This window comes from Caulobacter sp. CCUG 60055 (assembly GCF_022750545.1).
Classification (GTDB): domain Bacteria; phylum Pseudomonadota; class Alphaproteobacteria; order Caulobacterales; family Caulobacteraceae; genus PUIC01.
Map to the genome: position 1 here is coordinate 126716 of NZ_PUIC01000008.1, position 15727 is coordinate 142442.

Here is a 15727-nt window from a genome sequence, read left to right on the forward strand (position 1 = left end):
GGGCGTGCTCATCTAGCGTCGGCCGGCCGCAGGCCTCGTTCAATCCCGGTTTCAGCATACGCATGTCCGATCCAGCTTCCACCGCCTCAGGCGCGCTTGTCCTGTTCTCCGGCGGTCAGGATTCCACCGCCTGTCTCGCCTGGGCGCTCGACCGCTACGCGCGGGTGGAGACGGTCGGCTTCGACTACGGCCAGCGTCACGCGGTCGAGCTGGAGGCGCGCCGCGCGGTGCGCGAGGGCTTCATCGCGGCTTTTCCCGCCTGGGCCGAACGGCTCGGTCCGGACCACATGCTCGACATTCGCGGGTTCGGCGCCGTGGCCGAGTCGGCCCTGACCGCCGACCGGGCCATCGAAATGACCGCCAGCGGCCTGCCGTCGACCTTCGTGCCCGGCCGCAACCTGGTGTTCCTGACCTATGCGGCGGCCCTGGCCGACCGGCGGGGCCTGCGCGCCCTGGTCGGCGGCATGTGCGAGACGGACTATTCCGGCTATCCCGACTGTCGTCGCGCCACCATGGACGCCATGGAGCAGGCCCTGAACCTGGGCATGGAGCGCGACTTCCGCATCGAGACGCCGCTGATGCGCCTGACCAAGGCGCAGACCTGGGCCCTGGCCAAGGGGCTGGGCGGCGAGGCGCTGATCGACCTGACCCTGCGCGAGAGCCATACCTGCTACCTCGGCGAGCGCGGCGAGCTGCATCCCTGGGGATACGGCTGCGGCGCGTGCCCGGCCTGCGAGCTGCGGGCCAGGGGCTTCGAGACCTGGGTCGCCGAGGGGCGGCCGGCGGCCGCGCCGTGACCTACAGCGTCAAGGAGATCTTCCTCACCCTCCAGGGCGAGGGCGGCCAGGCGGGCAAGGCGGCGGTGTTCTGCCGCTTCGCCGGCTGCAATCTGTGGTCCGGCCGCGAGCAGGACCGCGCCAAGGCGGTATGCACCTTCTGCGACACCGACTTCGTGGGGATGGACGGGCCGGGGGGCGGACGCTTCGCCGACGCCGAGCGGCTGGCCGACGCGGTGGCGGCGGCCTGGACCGGCCCGGCGCACGACCAGTTGGTGGTTTGCACCGGCGGCGAGCCGCTGCTGCAACTGGACGCGCCGTTGATCGACGCCCTGCACGCCAGGGGGTTCGCCATCGCGGTGGAGACCAACGGCACCTTGCCGGCGCCGGCGGGCCTCGACTGGATCTGCGTCAGCCCCAAGGCCGACGCCCCGGTGGTGCAGACCCGCGGCCAGGAGCTGAAGCTGGTCTTCCCCCAGCCCGGGGTCGATCCGGAACGCTTCGCCGGCCTCGATTTCGAGCGTTTCTTCCTTCAGCCGATGGATGGTCCCGACCGCGCCGCCGCGACGGAGGCGGCGGTCGCCTATTGCCTTTCGCACCCGCAATGGCGTTTAAGCGTGCAGACGCACAAGTATCTCGGCCTGCCCTGAGGATTTCGAGCCTCCCAGGCCCCATGTTTCGGACAAGATGACCGACGCTCACTTCGAAATCACGAAGGCCGCGACCTTCGACGCCGCCCACTATCTGGAGCAGGGGCCGGCCGATCACCGCTATCGGCGCCTGCACGGCCATTCGTTCAAGGTCGAGGCCAGCGTGCGCGGCCCGGCCGACCCCGAGGCCGGCTGGGTGGCTGACCTGTCGGCGCTCGACGAGGCGCTGCGGGCCGTCGCGACCGAGCTTGACCACGGCCTGCTCAACGATCATCCCGGCCTCGAGGTCCCGACGCTGGAGCGCCTGTGCCTGCATTTCGCCGGCAAGCTGCGTCCGCGCTTCCCTGGCCTGTCGCGCATCGTCGTGTCGCGGCCGACCATCGGGGAAAGCTGCGCGCTGAACCTCTAAGGCGGGTTTCCGCCGTTCGGCGCCGGCTTGTCCTTCTGATCGTCGCCGCCCGCGACGGCCCGCCCGGCCGCGCCGACCACCGCGCCGCCGGCCTTGGCGGTCGCGCCGACCGCGCCGGCCGTCACCCCGACGGCGGTTCCGACCACGGCGCCGGTGGCGGCCGCCGCGACGCATCCTTGCAGGCAGACGGCGAGCGCCGCCAGCGCGATGGCGGACGCGGCCGACAGGCCGGCGGTCCTGGAGGAGGGAAGGGCTCGCATCTGAGGCTCCTTGGGCTGAGCCTCGCCAGCATCCGGCCGAATCGTTGCGATTAGATGGCGTCGCCGCCGTCCGCGGCCCCGGTCAGGGGTCGAGGTTGACGGCGTGCTGCTCGTGGATGCGGCGGTAGGGGCCGACGAAATAGGGGTCGGCCTTGCGCCGGCGGTCCGGGCCGAAATAGTCGCGCGATCGCACGAAGGGCCGGGGATTGTCGATGATCTCCACCACCCGCTCCAGCACGCCCCTGGCGGTCACCGGCTTGGCCAGGAACTCGTTGACGCCGGCGTCGCGCGCCTCGGTCACCCGGCGGGAGGTCGAGTGGCCGGTGACCATGATCACCGGGGTCAGCTGGTTGGGGCTGTCGGGCGCGTTGCGCAGCCGACGGACGAAGTCGATGCCGTCGAGCGGCGTCATGGCCAGGTCGGTCATCACGATGTCGATGGGATGGGCGCGCATCAGGGTCAGGGCCTCGGCCCCGTCCTCGGCCTCCAGCACCGCGCGCACGCCGATGGCGCGAAGGATCTCGGTCAGCAGCACGCGCATGTGCTGGTTGTCGTCGACCAGCAGAATCTTGAGCAGTTCGAACCGCAAGAAGAAGCGCCGCCCCCGAGATATTCACGCGCGCACGCATCCGCCGCCGGACGGATGAACTCAACGCGCGACGCCAGAGGGGCCCAAATGAAACATGGTTATCGGCAGGTCAACCATAAAAAGAGACCCGCCGGGAAGGCGGGTCTCAGGCAAAGTCAAATGATCGCGAGCCGCCGCCTCAGGCGGCGTCGACCAGGACCACCTCGGCGTCCTGCAACGACTTGACCACCAGCCGCTCCTCGCCGGTGATGGCCGCGCCGTCGCGGGCGTCCAGTTCGACGCCGTTGACCTCGATGCGGCCGGCCGCCGCCACCAGATAGGCGTGGCGCGCGGCGCCCAGGTCATAGACCGTGGTTTCGCCGGCCTTCAGCGTCGCGCCGAGCACCCGCGCCTCGGCGCGGATCGGCAGGGCGTCGTCGTCGCCGTCGAAGCCGCTGGCCAGGGCGACGAACTTGCCGGACCGGTCGCCCTTGGGGAACGGCTTGGCCCCCCAGGACGGCGCGCCGCCACGCTTGGACGGCTCGATCCAGATCTGGAACAGCGTCGTGGTCTCGGGCTCCAGGTTGTATTCGGCATGGCGGATGCCCGTTCCGGCCGACATCACCTGGACGTCGCCCGCCTCGGTGCGGCCCTGGTTGCCCAGGCTGTCCTGATGGGTGATCGCGCCTTTGCGGACATAGGTGATGATCTCCATGTCCGCGTGCGGGTGGGGCGGAAAGCCGGACTTCGGCCCGATCTCGTCGTCGTTCCACACCCGCAGGGCGCCCCAGCCCATGCGCGCGGGGTCGTACCAGTTGGCGAACGAGAAGTGGTGGCGCGCGTTCAGCCAGCCGTGGTCGGCGTGGCCGAGTTCGTTGAAGGGTCTGCGCTCGATCATGGCGGTCTCCCTGTTGACGTTGTTCGGGACCAAGCGTCCCGGTTCAACGCCTAGATAGGGCGTGTCGCCCAAATTGCAACAGTAACTGTTTCCAATATCAGCTTCGGCCCTCGCGGCCGGGGGCGAACGCCCCGCCGCCGGTCTGGGCCCGGTGGCGCAGGAAGGCGTCGGCCAGGACGCAGGCGGTCATCGCCTCGACCACCGGCGCGGCGCGGATGCCGACGCAGGGGTCGTGGCGGCCCTTGGTGCGCAGGTCGACCTCGGCGCCGGTCTCGTCGATGGAGCGGCGCGGGGTCAGGATGGAGGAGGTCGGCTTGAACGCCACCCGCGCCACCACCGGCTGGCCGGTGGACAGGCCCGCCAGGATCCCTCCGGCGTTGTTCGACAGGAACACCGGCGCGCCGTCGTTCCCCATGCGCATCTCGTCGGCGTTCTCTTCGCCCGACAGCAGGGCGGCGGCAAAGCCCGCGCCGATCTCCACGCCCTTGGCGGCGTTGATCGACATCAGGGCGGCGGCCAGTTCGGCGTCGAGCTTGCCGTAGATCGGCGCGCCCCAGCCGGCCGGAACCCCGGTCGCCTCGACCTCGAGCACCGCGCCGATCGACGAGCCCGCCTTGCGCACGCCTTCCAGATAGTCCTCCCAGACCGCGACGGTCCCGGCGTCGGGGCACCAGAAGGGGTTGTTGTGGGTCTCGGCCCAGTCCCAGCGGGCGCGGTCGACGGCGTGGGGGCCGATCTGCACCAGGGCGGCGCGGATCTGCACGCTCTCGCCCAGCACCTTGCGCGCCACGGCCCCGGCCGCCACCCGCGCGGCGGTCTCGCGGGCGGAGGAGCGGCCGCCGCCGCGATAGTCGCGTACGCCGTACTTGGCGAAATAGGCGAAGTCGGCATGGCCGGGGCGGAACGCCTGGGCGATGTCGGAATAGTCCTTGGACCGCTGGTCGGTGTTCTCGATCAGCAGCGAGATCGGCGTGCCGGTGGTGACCTGGCCGCCGAACTGGGCCTTGGTGCGCTCGTCCTCGAACACGCCCGACAGGATGCGCACCGCGTCGGCCTCGCGCCGCTGGGTGACGAACTTCGAGCCGCCCGGCTTGCGCTTGTCCAGCCATACCTGGATGTCGGCCTCAGTCAGGGTCAGGCCCGGAGGGCAGCCGTCGACGACGCAGCCCAGGGCCGGGCCGTGGCTTTCGCCCCAGGTGGTGACGCGGAACAGGTGGCCGAAGGTGTTGTGCGACATGGCGCTGGTCTTAGCCGAAGGCCGGCCGGCCCACAAATCGGGCCGATGCGAAAGGGATCATGCGGCCCAGGCTGCGCCGAAACGCCGCCGCTTGGCGCGAGCGGGGCTCTCGTAGCGCGACGCGTCGGGCTGCAGGCGCACGAACAGGTCGCCGCGTCCATGCCGGCCGCGTGCGGGCAGGCCCTCGTTCGGCACCCGCACCAGGCCGCGCGCGCCGGCCTCGCGCGACACCCAGACCATGCGCGGCCCGGTGGGGGTCTGTACTTCCAGCCGCCCGCCGTCGCGCAGCAGGGCGGGGGAGGCGGCGACGGTGAGATGCAGGTGGTCGCGGTCGACCAGCACGCCGTCTTCGCCCCGGACGAACACCGTCAGCAGCACGCCGTCCAACCGCACCTTGTCGCCGGGGCGCAGGCCGGCCGGCAACGTCGTCGGCCGAAGCCGGCCGTCGGGCAGCGACACCGACCGTTCGCCGCCGCGCAGGGCTTCGGCCGGGGTGATCTCCAGGCGGTCCTCGACCGGGCGTTCGGGCCTCGGCGGGATGGTCGACGGCGCGCGGCCTGCCTCCAGCAGGCGATAGGCCTCGACGATGCGGCGCAGTCTGCGCGCCTCGCCGCCATGGTCGGGGTGGGCGGTCTTGACCGTGGCGCGGAAGGCCCGCGCCACGTCGTCCGGCGTCGCGCCGGGCCGCAGGCCCAGCGTCTCCAACGCTTCGAGAACCGTCATGGTGTCGGAAGCCCCGCTCATGGCGCGCATGCTGAGCGAACAGGGTCAACGACGCGTTAAGCCTGATCGAGCCTGTCACACGCGCCGAAGGGCGCTATATCAAAGCCATGGACGACGCCGACCTCATCCCGCCCTCGCCGAGCGAGGAAGACTACATCGCCGCCCAGGAGAAGGCCGGTCCGCCCCTGTCCGAGATCGGCGGCCCGTTCGCCCTGTTCGCCGAATGGCTGGAGGCGGCCAAGGCCGCCGAGCCCAACGATCCCAACGGCATGGCCCTGGCCACGGCCGACGCCGACGGCCTGCCGGACGTGCGCATGGTCCTGCTCAAGGACGTCGATCCGCGCGGCTTCGTGTTCTACACCAACACCGAGAGCGCCAAGGGGCTGGAACTGGCGGCCAATCCGCAGGCGGCGTTGCTCTTCCACTGGAAATCCCTGCGCCGGCAGGTGCGCGTACGCGGCCGGGTCGAGCCGACGACGACGGCCGAGGCCGACGCCTATTTCGCCAGCCGCGCGCGGCACAGCCAGGTCGGCGCCTGGGCCTCGGACCAGTCGCGGCCCTTGCCCGACCGCCTGGCCCTGGAGCGGCGGGTGGCCGAGTTCGGCCTGAAGTTCGGCCTGGGCAAGGTGCCGCGGCCGCCGCACTGGTCGGGCTATCGCGTGATCCCCTCGGCCGTCGAGTTCTGGCGCGACCGGCCGTTCCGGCTGCATGAGCGGCTGGTCTTCCTGCGCGAGAGCGAGACCGGCCCCTGGCGGACGACGCGCCTGTTCCCGTGACGCCTCCCGTCCCGTGACGCCTCAGCGGGCGCCGTAGCGGGCCAGGAAGGTCTCGACCGCGTCTTCGCAGATGGTTTCCAGGCGACGGGCCGGGCGGGTCTCGTCGCCGTGGATCATCGCCACCACCAGCGTGGCGTGCTCGATCATGCCCAGCAACTGGCCGGCGGCCGCGGACGGCCGCTCGACGATCAGTTCGCCGGCCGAAGCCAGCCCCTGGATGATCCGGATCAGGGTTCCGCCCAGATGGGCGCGGGCGGTGCGGTCGGCGCGGTCGGCCAGGTCGGCGAACTGGCGGCGCTCGGCGGCGACCAACCGATAGAGGGCGCGGTGCAGCGGATCGGTCATGAACGCGGCGTAGTCGAGCGCGAAGCCGGAGAGCCGCTCCCGGGCGTCGCCGGCGCGGTCTGCGGCGACCGGCGCGTCCGGCACGGCGTCCAGCACGTCGTCGACGACCGCCCGGAACAGGTCGGCCTTGCTGGGGAAATAGGCGTAGAGCGTCGCGGTCGAGATGTTGGCGACGCGGGCGACAGCCTCCATGCCGGCGCCGGCGTAGCCGTCCTTGACGAACAGCCCGCGAGCGGCCGCGAGGATCGCGCGCCGCTTACGATCCGAACGTTCTTCCTTGCTGGCCACTGTCGATCCCGAACTCACGCTTGACAGAACATGCTCAGGAACGGAAAGCCGGACAAGCGGCCGCAAGTCGCTGAAACCCTGCCAGAATTGCGCATTGACACCAGCGTTTACGATGTAAGCGCGCGATTCGTCCGGAGGCGACGTTGAAGTCCGAAGACCATAGCCGCCAGATCGAGGTCGCCGCCTGGCTGGCCGAACGCGCCGACAAGGTGATCGAGACCTCCTGCGCCAGCGTCTACTTGGTTGGCGACCGCGCGCTGAAGGTCAAGAAGCCGGTGGATTTCGGCTATCTCGACTATTCGACCCTGGAGAAGCGCCACTGGGCGCTGGAGCGGGAGCTGGCGTTCAACTGCGCCACCGCCCCGGACGTCTATCGCGGCGTGCGCTGCGTCACCCGCGCGGCCAGGGGCGGGCTCGAAATGGACGGCGCCGGTCCGGCTGTCGAATATCTGCTGGAGATGCGCCGCTTCGACGACGAGGCCGTGCTGTCCCAGCGGCCCTGGGCGATCGACGACGCCCTGGAGGAGACCCTGGGGCGGGCCGTCGCCCGCTTCCACGCCGGCGCGGCGCTGCGGCCCGAAAGCGGCCAGGGCGCCCTGGGCTACACCGTGCCGTCCAACGCCGCCCAGTTCCGCAAGCAGGTCTCGGTGTTCGGCGAGACGGTCGTGGCCTCGGCCTGCGCCGGGACGGACGCCGCCCTGGCCGCCGCCGCCGGCCTGCTGGAGCGCCGGCGGGCGGCGGGGTTCCTGCGCCGCTGCCACGGCGACCTGCACCTAGGTAACATCCTGATCGAGAACGGCGCGCCGGTGCTGTTCGACTGTATTGAGTTCAACGACGCCCTCAGCGACATGGACGTCCTCTACGATCTGGGCTTCCTGCTGATGGACCTGGATTTCCGCCGGCGCACCGACGCCGCCAACCGGGTGCTGAACAGCTATCTGGACGAGGCGGCGCGCAGCTTCCCGACGGCCGAGCTCTATGCGGGCCTGGGGCTTCTGCCGCTGATCTTGTCGGTGCGGGCCGGGGTGCGGGCGCAGGTGTCGGCCCACGCCGGCGACGCCGAGGCCGCCCGCGCCTACATGGCCGCCGCCATCCGGCACCTGGGGGCCGAGCCGGCCAGCCTGACGGCCTTCGGCGGCCTTTCCGGGTCGGGCAAGTCCACCCAGGCGCGTCTGGCCGCGCCTGGGCTCGGAGCCAGGCCCGGCGCGGTGATCCTGCGCACCGACGAGATCCGCAAGCGGCTGTGGGGCGTCGGCGCCCTCGACCGGCTGCCGGCCGAGGCCTATGCGCCCGAGGTCGGCCGCCGCGTCTATGCGACCTTGTTCGACGAGGCCGGCGCCTGCCTGGCCGCCGGGCGGGCGGTGGTGCTGGACGCGGTGTTCCTGCGTCCCGAGGAGCGCGCCCAGGCCGAGGCGGTCGCCAAGGCGGCCGGCGCGCCGTTCCGCGGCGTCTGGCTGGAGGCGGCCCCCGACGTCCTGCGCGGACGGGTGGCCTCGCGCACCGGCGACGCTTCGGACGCCGACGTCGCCGTGCTGGAGGCCCAGCTCGACCGCGACGCCGGCGAGATCGGCTGGGAGCGGCTCGACGCCGAGGCGCCGCTGCGCGAGGACTGAGGCGCGGTCGCTTCGCCGCAAACCGACAAACCTGACAAAATTCCGGATTTCAACGCCCGCGCGTTGCGCCGTTCTGCGCTGCGCAATACGTTTCCAGTCAATCAATCAAAAAACTGATGACTGGAGAGAGGCGCATGTTGGGCCTGATGCAGAATTGGCCGCTGACGGTCGACAAGATCCTGGACCACGCCGACAACTGGCATGCGGACCGGGAGGTGGTCACCCGCTCGATCGAGGGGCCGGTCGTCCGCACCACCTACGGCCAGATCCACCGGCGCGCGAAGCAGCTGTCCGACGCCCTGCTGGAGCTCGGCGTCGAGCGCGGCGACCGCATCGCCACCCTGGCCTGGAACACCGACCGCCACATGGAGGTCTGGTACGGGATCATGGGGATCGGGGCGGTGTGCCACACCCTCAATCCGCGCCTGTTCGCCGAGCAGCTCTGCTACATCATCAACCACGCCGAGGATCGGATCGTCTTCACCGATCTGACCTTCGCGCCGCTGCTCGCCCAGCACCGCGACCAGATGCCGAGCGTGAAGCATTTCGTGGTGCTGGCCGACGAGGCGCGCACCCGGCAGGCCGGCATTCCCGACGCCATTTCGTATGAAACCCTGATCGCCGGCCGGGCGGGCGAGGCGGCCTGGGGCGGGTTCGACGAGAACACCGCCGCCGGGCTCTGCTACACCTCCGGCACCACCGGCAACCCCAAGGGCGTGCTCTATTCCCACCGCTCGAACTATCTGCACGCCCTGCTGACCCTGCAGGCCGACGTCATGGGCCTTTCGGTCAAGGACGTGGTGCTGCCGGTGGTGCCGATGTTCCACGCCAACGCTTGGGGCGTGACCTTCGCCGCCCCGGCGGTCGGGGCCAAGCTGGTGATGCCGGGGCAGAAGCTGGACGGTCCGTCCGTATACGAATTGATCGTCAGCGAGGGCGTCACCGTCTCGGCCGCCGTGCCGACGGTGTGGCAGATGCTGCTCCAGCATCTCGACGCCACGGGCGGGCGCATCGACACCCTCAAGCGGGTGTTCATCGGCGGCTCGGCCTGTCCGGAATCGATCATCCGCGGCTTCAAGGAACGCTACGGCGTCGAGGTCTTCCACCTGTGGGGCATGACCGAGATGTCGCCGGTCGGCACCATCGGCGGCGAGACGCCGGCGGTGGCCAGGCTCAGCTACGACGAGCAGATGGCCTATAAGCTCAAGCAGGGCCGCTGCCCGCTGGGCGTCGAGATGAAGCTGACCGACGACGCGGGCGCGGTCCTGCCGCACGACGGCAAGACCTTCGGCCGCCTCAAGGTTCGCGGCCATTCCGTCGCTGGGGCCTATTTCAAGGGCGACGGCGGCGACATCCTCGACCAGGAGGGTTTCTTCGACACCGGCGACGTGGCCACCATCGACGATCAGGGCTACATGCAGATCACCGACCGGGCCAAGGACGTCATCAAGTCGGGCGGCGAGTGGATCAGCTCGATCGAGATCGAGAACATCGCCGTCGGCCACCCCAAGGCGGCGATCGCCGCCGTGATCGGCGTCCACCACCCCAAATGGGAGGAGCGGCCGCTGCTGCTGGTCAAGCTCAAGGACGGCGCGGCCGCCACCAAGGAAGAGTTCCTGGCGCACCTGGAGGGCAAGATCGCCAAGTGGTGGACGCCGGACGACGTGGTCTTCGTCGACGAAATCCCGCTGGGCGCCACCGGCAAGATCGACAAGAAGGTGCTGCGCACGCGGTTCGAGGACTACGTCCTGCCCGGCGCGGCGGCGGCCAAGGCCGGCTGATCAGGCCAGCCGGTAGTCGCTGTCCAGGCCCGGTTCGCCCGCGGCCTGGACCTCGCCGGCGCGGACCATGTGCAGCATGTGCGCCAGCACCGACCGCGCCGCGGCCGGATGCAGGCGCGGATCGACGGCGGCGTACATGGCCGGCACCATGTCCTTGATGCGGGTGCGGCCGGCCGCCAGCTGCTCGCGGATCTGCCGCTCGCGGTCGCGGCGGTGGGCGCGATAGGCGTCGATGAACGGCGACACCTCGGTCACCGGCGGCCCGTGCGTCGGCCACAGCGTCGCAAAGCCGCGCGCCTGGACGCGGTCGAGGCTGTCGTAATAGGCGCCCATGTCGCCGTCCGGCGGGCTGATCACCGTGGTCGACCAGCCCATGATGTGGTCGCCCGAGAACAGGGCGTTCTCCTCCAGCAGGGCGTAGCAGACGTGGTTCGAGGTGTGGCCCGGCGTCGGGATCGCCTCGATGGTCCAGCCCGGCCCGTCGATGCGGGCGCCGGCGCAGACGCTGACGTCGGGGACGAAGCCGTCGTCGTCGCCGGCCTCCATCGGCGGCCCGTCCTCCGGGCCGCCCGCGCCCAGGGCGCAGCCGTAGATCGTCGCCCCCGTCGCCTCGGCCAGGGGGCGGGCGAGGGGGGAATGGTCGAGGTGGCTGTGGGTGACGAAGATGTGGCTGATGGTCTCGCCCCGCGTCGCCGCCAGGATGGCCGCGAGGTGCGCGTCGAGCGCCGGGCCGGGATCGATCACCGCCGTCCGGCCGCGCCCGACGATGTAGGTGCCGGTGCCGGTGTAGGTGAAGGGGCCGGGATTGTCGGCCACCACGCGGCGGATCAGCGGCGAGACCTGGTCGACCTGGCCGTACTCGAAGCGGATGTCGCGCACGAAGGGGATCATCGGCGGGGCCGGTTCAGCCGAGGACGCCGGACAGGTCGTAGCCCGCCGCCCGGCCCAACCCGACCAGTTCGTCGCGCGGGTGCGCGCCCGAGGCGGCCTGGCCCAGGGCCCAGGTGACGATCGAGCGGGTGCCGGAGCGGCAGAAGGCCAGCACGGGGCCGTCGGCCTCGGCGACGGCCTGGCGCATGGCGTCGACCTGGCCAGGCGTCGGGCCGCCCTGGACCGGGATGTGGCGGAAGGCGAGGCCGGCGGCGGCGGCGGCTTCGGCCACCTGGGCGGCGCTGGGCTGGTCGGGCGTCTCTCCGTCGGGCCGGTTGCTGATCAGCAGGCGATAACCTTCCTGGGCGGCCCTGGCCACGTCGGCCAGCTCGATCTGGGGCGAGGTGGCGAAGGCGTCGGTGACGCGGCGAAATTCGGTCATGAGGGCCTCGGAGCGGATCGGAAAAGAGCCCTCCTTGTAGACCGGGCCGCCGCTAGTTGCGACGCTTGACGCGGATCGAACGCTGATTGTCGATCTTCATGAAATAGCTCTGCAGGGCGGCCTTGCGGATCTCGACCGTCGAACCCTGGCGCGGCGGCTGGTCCACCGCCTCGTCGTCGGTCTGCTCCCAGACCGCACCGCCTTCCAGCGTGATCAGCCAGCGCCCTTCCGGCGTGCGCCCGGCGTGCTCGATCCTGGCGGTGATGCGCTCGACGGCTTCGGGCTTGGCGCCGCGGTCGAGGAAGCCGAAGGCGGGGATCTCGAAGCCGAACGCCTGGCGCTTGGCCTCCTTGATCTGGTCGCGGTCGACCACCACCACGTCGCCGGCGGTGCGGGCGTGGATCAGCTTGTCGACGGCGGCGTCGTAGCAGGCCAGACGCTCGCCGTCGGGCCGCTGGCGGCAGGCGATGACCTCGTCGACCACGGCGGCGGAGGCCTGGGCCAGCTGCTGCGCGCGCGGAAAGGCGGCGGGGGCGGCGATAAGGACGGCGAGCGTGGCGATCGAGCCGCCGGTCAGGGCGGCCTGGAAGCGGTTCATGGCGGCGGTCCCGTCTGCAAGCCCCGTAGGCGGACGCGGGCGGCCGTAAAGCGGCCGATGCGTCCCCTGAATTTTCTGGGCGGCCGACCACGGGGGGTCAAGTGATTAAGCGTATTCGGAAACATTCAAATTGTTTCAAATTTGTAAATTTTATGTCGGCCTAGAAATCGGCCAGGCTGTGACTTCAATGCGACAGCAGGTGGATGATTGTGTCATCGGTCTGCAATGGTCGTTGACCGTGGGCCACGCCAGACACTTACTTCCGGCCGTCGGGGCGGCGACGCCCCGGTGAATCAATCGCGCCGGGGGCAGGGGAGCGGGTCTGCGGAGCAGATCAGCGCGCCTTCCTCCGTTCGGAGGAAAAAAGAGTTGCTGAAACAATCCACGCGTACGTACCTGCTGACATCCACGATGATCGGCGGCGTCACGCTGGCGACCGTGGCCGTCTCGCCGGCCTTCGCCCAATCCAAGCCCGCCGACCAGCCCGCCACCGTCGAAGAAGTGGTGATCACCGGTTCGCGCATCCCGCAACCCAACCTGACCAGCGTCAGCCCGCTCACCGCGGTCAACAGCCAGGAAATCAAAGCCCAGGGCACGACTGGGGTTGAAAACCTCATCAACAACCTGCCTCAGGCGTTCGCGGCTCAGACCGGCGGCGTCTCGAACGGCTCGACGGGCACCGCGACGGTGAACCTGCGCGGCCTCGGCTCGACCCGCACCCTGGTCCTGGTGGACGGCCGCCGCATGATGCCGGGCGACCCGGCCACGCCCGTCGCCGACCTGAACAACATCCCGGCCGCGCTGGTGAACCGCGTCGACGTGGTCAGCGGCGGCGCCTCGGCGGTGTACGGCTCGGACGCCATCGCCGGCGTCGTCAACTTCCAGATGGTGCACGACTTCGAAGGCGTGCGCATCGACGGCCAATACAGCTTCGCCCAGCACTCCAACGGCAACAGCGACGCGCTGTCGGCCCTGAAGACCGCGCCTTACGCGGTGAAGATCCCGACCGGCGACGTCACCGACGGCGGCACCACGGACGTCAGCATCATCCTCGGCGCCAACGCGCCGGACGGCAAGGGCAACATCACCGCCTACGGCAGCTACCGCCACACCGAGGCGGTTCTGCAGGGCAACCGCGACTATTCGGCCTGCTCGATCGCGACGAGCAGCACGGTCACGAGCAACGTCTACGACACTCACTTCTGCGCCGGCTCGAGCAACAGCGCCTATGGCCGGTTCATGGCCGTCAACACGGCGACCGGCGTCACCGGCACCCCTTACTCCACCAATCCGAACGGGCAATTGGGACCGCTTGTGCCGTTCACCAACGCGGCGCGCTTCAACTACGGCCCGCAGAACTACTTCCAGCGCCCCGACGACCGCTACACAGCGGGCTTCTTCGGGCACTATCAAGTCAACAAGCAGTTCGACCTCTACAGCAACTTCATGTTCGCGGACGACCATACGGTCGCTCAGATCGCGCCGAGCGGCCTGTTCCGCGGCACGGGGCCGAACCTGACCAGCACCTACAAGATCAACTGCGACAACCCGCTGATGGCCGCCGCGAAGGCTCAGCTCTGCACGCCCGGGTTCGTCAACGCCGACAATACGATCGACGCGGACATTGGTTTCCGTTTCGCCGCCCTGCCGCGCCAGGACGACCTGCGTCACACCAACTACATGATCAACATCGGTTCGCGCGGGGAACTGGGCGACGGCTGGAACTATGACGCCTACGCCCAGTACGGCACGTCGATCTTCAACGAGCACTACAACAACGACGTCTCGACCGTGCGCGTGCAGAACGCGCTGCTGGTCGACCCGGTCACCGGCCAGTGCAAGTCTGGCACGACCGACGGCTGCGTGCCTCTGAACATCTTCCAGTACGGCGCCCTGTCACCGGCGATGCTCAAGTACGTCATCGCGCCGGGCTTCAAGTCGGGCCAGACGACCGAGCAGGTGGTCAGCGGCTCGGTCACTGGCGATCTCGGCCAATACGGCGTCAAGACGCCCTGGGCCAATGACGGCGTCGGCGTGGCGTTCGGCAGCGAATATCGTCGCGAATCTCTGGACCTGCGCACCGACCTCGAGTTCGCCTCGGGCGACCTTTCCGGTCAGGGCGGTCCGTCCAAGAGCAACTCGGGTTCGTTCGACGTCTATGAACTGTTCGGCGAAGCCCGGATTCCGATCGCCCAGGGCCAGCCCTTCATCAAGGATCTGAGCGCCGAGGTCGGCTATCGCTTCTCGGACTACAGCACCGCGGCCGGGGTCACGCATACCTACAAGGTCGGGCTCGACTACGCGCCGATCGACGACATCCGTTTCCGCGCCAGCTACAACCGCGCGGTGCGGGCGCCCAACGTCGCCGAGCTTTATACGCCGCTTGCGGTCGGCCTGTTCGGCGGGACCGATCCCTGCGCCGGCGCTTCGCCCGTGGCCAGCCTGGCTCTTTGCCAGACCACCGGCGTCACGCCGGCGCAGTACGGCCATATCAGCGCCTGTCCGTCGAGCCAGTGCTCGGCGCTGCTCGGCGGCAACGCCGACCTGCAAGCCGAAAAATCCGACACCTATTCGGTCGGCTTCGTGTTCACGCCGACGTTCCTGAGCGGCTTCAACCTGACGGTCGATTATTTCAACATCAAGGTCGCCAACGTCATCTCGCAGCTGCCGAACCTGACGGTCATCAGTTGCCTGAACGGTTCTGCGCAGGCCTGCGGGCTGTTCCATCGCGATCCCGCGACGGGTCAGCTGTTCGGCAACAACGGCTATATCATCGCGCCGTTCACCAACACCGGCTTCCTGAAGACCAGCGGCGTCGATCTCGAGGCGAACTATCGCTTCGGCCTCGCCGACGTCGGTCTGTCCGGCTGGGGTTCGGTGGCGTTGAACCTGGTCGGCACCTGGACCAATACGTTCGAGACCCAGCCGGTCACCGGCGGCGGCTCGTTCGACTGCGTCGGCTACTATGGTCCGATCTGCTCGACCAACACCCAGGGTGGACCGATCCCGGAATGGCGTCACAAGTTCCGCGCCACCTGGACCACGCCCTGGCCGGTCACCGTCTCGCTGGCTTGGCGCTATATCTCCAGCGTTTCGCTGGACGCCAACACCAACGATCCGTTCATGCGCGACCCGGCGGGCCGCAAAAACACCAAGGACGCCAGCATCCCGGCCTACAACTGGATCGATCTGTCGGGCACCTGGAAAGTTCGCGACGGCCTTACCTTCCGGGCTGGCGTCAACAACGTGTTCGACAAGGATCCGCCGATCCTCGACTCGAACAACTACCCGATCTCGGGTTCGCCCTTCGGCAACGGCAATACGTTCCCGGGCACCTACGACTACCTGGGCCGTACGATCTTCGTCGGCCTGACCGCGGACTTCTAAGTCAAGCGGTCGCCTAATGGGAAACGGCGGGCTGATCGGCCCGCCGTTTCTTCTTCTGGTTTGACGATTGCGAGCGGCTTAGCCGCTTGTTAGCGTTTCCGCCCGT

The 15727-nt window shown here is 69.6% G+C and carries 16 protein-coding genes; 7 read left to right on the plus strand and 9 right to left on the minus strand.

Going from position 1 to position 15727, the window contains the following annotated elements; translation table 11 throughout:
• The first annotated feature begins 62 nt into the window (after positions 1-62).
• The 3 genes from queC to C5708_RS12660 are packed head-to-tail and all read left to right on the plus strand — an operon-like array spanning position 63 to position 1835.
• Positions 63-797: a 7-cyano-7-deazaguanine synthase QueC gene (gene queC / locus C5708_RS12650; protein WP_242921637.1), complete on the plus strand. Its 735-nt coding sequence runs from the start codon at positions 63-65 to the stop codon at positions 795-797.
• Positions 794-1426: a 7-carboxy-7-deazaguanine synthase gene (queE, locus tag C5708_RS12655; RefSeq protein WP_242921639.1), complete on the plus strand. Its 633-nt coding sequence runs from the start codon at positions 794-796 to the stop codon at positions 1424-1426. Before queC ends, queE begins: the two co-directional genes overlap by 4 nt.
• 37 nt (positions 1427-1463) lie before the next feature.
• On the plus strand, positions 1464-1835 hold the full coding sequence (locus C5708_RS12660) for a 6-carboxytetrahydropterin synthase (protein WP_242921641.1): 372 nt from the start codon (positions 1464-1466) through the stop codon (positions 1833-1835).
• Here C5708_RS12660 and C5708_RS12665 read toward each other — a convergent pair.
• The 5 genes from C5708_RS12665 to C5708_RS12685 form a co-directional block, all read right to left on the minus strand.
• Complete coding sequence (locus tag C5708_RS12665; RefSeq protein WP_242921643.1) at positions 1832-2095, minus strand: hypothetical protein; 264 nt, start codon at positions 2093-2095, stop codon at positions 1832-1834. The genes C5708_RS12660 and C5708_RS12665 overlap by 4 nt on opposite strands.
• A gap of 82 nt (positions 2096-2177) precedes the next feature.
• Positions 2178-2684 (minus strand): response regulator, encoded by a 507-nt coding sequence (locus C5708_RS12670; RefSeq protein ID WP_242921645.1) that lies wholly within the window; start codon positions 2682-2684, stop codon positions 2178-2180.
• A 178-nt stretch (positions 2685-2862) separates the two neighbouring features.
• Positions 2863-3561 (minus strand): pirin family protein, encoded by a 699-nt coding sequence (locus C5708_RS12675; protein WP_242921647.1) that lies wholly within the window; start codon positions 3559-3561, stop codon positions 2863-2865.
• 97 nt (positions 3562-3658) lie between these two features.
• Positions 3659-4798 carry a chorismate synthase gene (gene aroC / locus C5708_RS12680; RefSeq protein WP_242921649.1) on the minus strand — a complete coding sequence of 380 codons (1140 nt, stop codon included), beginning with the start codon at positions 4796-4798 and terminating at the stop codon, positions 3659-3661.
• Positions 4799-4855: 57 nt separating this feature from the next.
• Positions 4856-5542: a molecular chaperone DnaJ gene (locus C5708_RS12685; protein WP_242921651.1), complete on the minus strand. Its 687-nt coding sequence runs from the start codon at positions 5540-5542 to the stop codon at positions 4856-4858.
• Positions 5543-5628: 86 nt separating this feature from the next.
• Here C5708_RS12685 and pdxH point away from each other — a divergent pair, with 86 nt between their 5' ends.
• A complete protein-coding gene (gene pdxH, locus C5708_RS12690; RefSeq protein ID WP_242921653.1) occupies positions 5629-6297 on the plus strand; it encodes a pyridoxamine 5'-phosphate oxidase in 669 nt (222 codons plus the stop codon).
• Positions 6298-6318: 21 nt separating this feature from the next.
• Here pdxH and C5708_RS12695 read toward each other — a convergent pair whose 3' ends face one another.
• Complete coding sequence (locus tag C5708_RS12695; protein ID WP_242921655.1) at positions 6319-6930, minus strand: TetR/AcrR family transcriptional regulator; 612 nt, start codon at positions 6928-6930, stop codon at positions 6319-6321.
• Positions 6931-7073: 143 nt separating this feature from the next.
• Here C5708_RS12695 and C5708_RS12700 point away from each other — a divergent pair, with 143 nt between their 5' ends.
• Both C5708_RS12700 and C5708_RS12705 read left to right on the plus strand, forming a co-directional pair.
• Positions 7074-8543, plus strand: a complete 1470-nt coding sequence (locus C5708_RS12700; protein ID WP_242921656.1) for a bifunctional aminoglycoside phosphotransferase/ATP-binding protein — start codon at positions 7074-7076, stop codon at positions 8541-8543.
• Between the two features lie 134 nt (positions 8544-8677).
• Positions 8678-10324 (plus strand): long-chain-fatty-acid--CoA ligase, encoded by a 1647-nt coding sequence (locus C5708_RS12705; protein WP_242921658.1) that lies wholly within the window; start codon positions 8678-8680, stop codon positions 10322-10324.
• Here C5708_RS12705 and C5708_RS12710 read toward each other — a convergent pair whose 3' ends face one another.
• From C5708_RS12710 to C5708_RS12720, 3 genes are read right to left on the minus strand one after another with little or no spacing between them, the layout of a single operon-like run.
• On the minus strand, positions 10325-11215 hold the full coding sequence (locus C5708_RS12710; protein ID WP_242921660.1) for an MBL fold metallo-hydrolase: 891 nt from the start codon (positions 11213-11215) through the stop codon (positions 10325-10327).
• A gap of 13 nt (positions 11216-11228) precedes the next feature.
• On the minus strand, positions 11229-11636 hold the full coding sequence (locus C5708_RS12715; RefSeq protein WP_242921663.1) for a TIGR01244 family sulfur transferase: 408 nt from the start codon (positions 11634-11636) through the stop codon (positions 11229-11231).
• 52 nt (positions 11637-11688) lie between these two features.
• The gene (locus tag C5708_RS12720; protein ID WP_242921665.1) at positions 11689-12234 is read right to left on the minus strand and encodes a hypothetical protein; all 546 of its coding nucleotides are present in this window, start codon (positions 12232-12234) and stop codon (positions 11689-11691) included.
• 369 nt (positions 12235-12603) lie between these two features.
• Between C5708_RS12720 and C5708_RS12725 the strand changes: the two genes are divergently transcribed.
• Positions 12604-15621, plus strand: coding sequence for a TonB-dependent receptor (locus C5708_RS12725; protein ID WP_242921667.1), 3018 nt, complete (start codon positions 12604-12606; stop codon positions 15619-15621).
• Positions 15622-15727 lie beyond the last annotated feature (106 nt).

What these genes read in the sequence shown, in the direction of transcription:
- queC (WP_242921637.1), top strand. Translation starts at nt 63, where the DNA reads ATGTCCGATCCAGCTTCCACCGCCTCAGGCGCGCTTGTCCTGTTCTCC.
- C5708_RS12660 (WP_242921641.1), top strand. Translation starts at nt 1,464, where the DNA reads ATGACCGACGCTCACTTCGAAATCACGAAGGCCGCGACCTTCGACGCC.
- C5708_RS12665 (WP_242921643.1), bottom strand. Translation starts at nt 2,095, where the DNA reads ATGCGAGCCCTTCCCTCCTCCAGGACCGCCGGCCTGTCGGCCGCGTCC.
- C5708_RS12675 (WP_242921647.1), bottom strand. Translation starts at nt 3,561, where the DNA reads ATGATCGAGCGCAGACCCTTCAACGAACTCGGCCACGCCGACCACGGC.
- aroC (WP_242921649.1), bottom strand. Translation starts at nt 4,798, where the DNA reads ATGTCGCACAACACCTTCGGCCACCTGTTCCGCGTCACCACCTGGGGC.
- C5708_RS12685 (WP_242921651.1), bottom strand. Translation starts at nt 5,542, where the DNA reads ATGAGCGGGGCTTCCGACACCATGACGGTTCTCGAAGCGTTGGAGACG.
- pdxH (WP_242921653.1), top strand. Translation starts at nt 5,629, where the DNA reads ATGGACGACGCCGACCTCATCCCGCCCTCGCCGAGCGAGGAAGACTAC.
- C5708_RS12705 (WP_242921658.1), top strand. Translation starts at nt 8,678, where the DNA reads ATGTTGGGCCTGATGCAGAATTGGCCGCTGACGGTCGACAAGATCCTG.
- C5708_RS12710 (WP_242921660.1), bottom strand. Translation starts at nt 11,215, where the DNA reads ATGATCCCCTTCGTGCGCGACATCCGCTTCGAGTACGGCCAGGTCGAC.
- C5708_RS12715 (WP_242921663.1), bottom strand. Translation starts at nt 11,636, where the DNA reads ATGACCGAATTTCGCCGCGTCACCGACGCCTTCGCCACCTCGCCCCAG.
- C5708_RS12720 (WP_242921665.1), bottom strand. Translation starts at nt 12,234, where the DNA reads ATGAACCGCTTCCAGGCCGCCCTGACCGGCGGCTCGATCGCCACGCTC.